1 protein-coding gene and 1 pseudogene are annotated in these 804 nt (G+C 68.7%); both read left to right on the top strand.

Features of this window, described 5'->3' with window-relative positions:
- Window positions 1–233, top strand: a pseudogene (locus tag FVA95_RS29065) (transposase); the annotation flags it as partial.
- 277 nt (window positions 234–510) lie between these two features.
- The coding region (locus FVA95_RS29060) for a transposase (protein ID WP_193564365.1) at window positions 511–804 on the top strand (294 nt) is incomplete at its 3' end.

The raw sequence follows: 804 nt of genomic DNA, 5'->3' as shown, positions 1-804 counted from the left end.
CGCCGAAGCCGCGCCGAAGCCGCGCCGAAGCCGCGCTGAACTCGGTGGTGGCCACCTGCTACCTGCTCGGGGTCTCTACCCGCCGCATGGAGAAGCTGGTGGACTCACTCGGCATCACCAGGCTGTCGAAATCCCAGGTCAGTGCCATGGCCCGGGACCTCGACGAACAGGTCTCCGCGTTCCGGACCCGGCCACTGGATACCGGCCCGTACCTGTTCGTGGCCGCCGACGCGCACCGTCCGGACACCGGAGACCCACGGCTTCGACCCCTCGCAGCGGCTGTCGGTGTCCGACCTCTACGAACACTCCGACCTGGCCGGGGACGCCAGTCTGCCACTGCCGTGGGCCGACACCGTCCACCCCGACCAGCAGGCGCTGATTGAACCGCCCCGGGTTGCGTCCAGGGACGTGGTGTACGACGTCGTCGCTGATCAACGGCGTGGCGTCGGGATATGAGACGGCCACCGCGTGATCCTTCGAGTGCTTAGAGTTCTCGAGGGAGGAGACGCGATGGCCGCGTCAGACAGTGTGAACGATGTGGCGGGCTGGGTGAACGACCGGCTCGCTGATGCAAGCCCGGATCTGCTCCGGGCGATGATCAAACAGTTCGCCGAGACGCTCATGGCGGCCGAGGCCGACGCGATGTGCGGCGCCGGCTATCGGGAACGCAGCGCCGAGCGGGTCAACTCCCGCAACGGCTACCGGGCCCGGGACTGGGACACCCGCGCCGGCAGCGTGGAGCTGGCGATCCCCAAACTCCGCACCGGTTCCTACTTTCCCGACTGGCTGCTCGAGCGCCGGCGC

The organism is Pseudonocardia sp. EV170527-09 (assembly GCF_008369905.1).
Classification (GTDB): domain Bacteria; phylum Actinomycetota; class Actinomycetes; order Mycobacteriales; family Pseudonocardiaceae; genus Pseudonocardia.
Note: the sequence above shows the minus strand (reverse complement) of the source record. Positions and strands in the feature narration are given on the sequence as shown.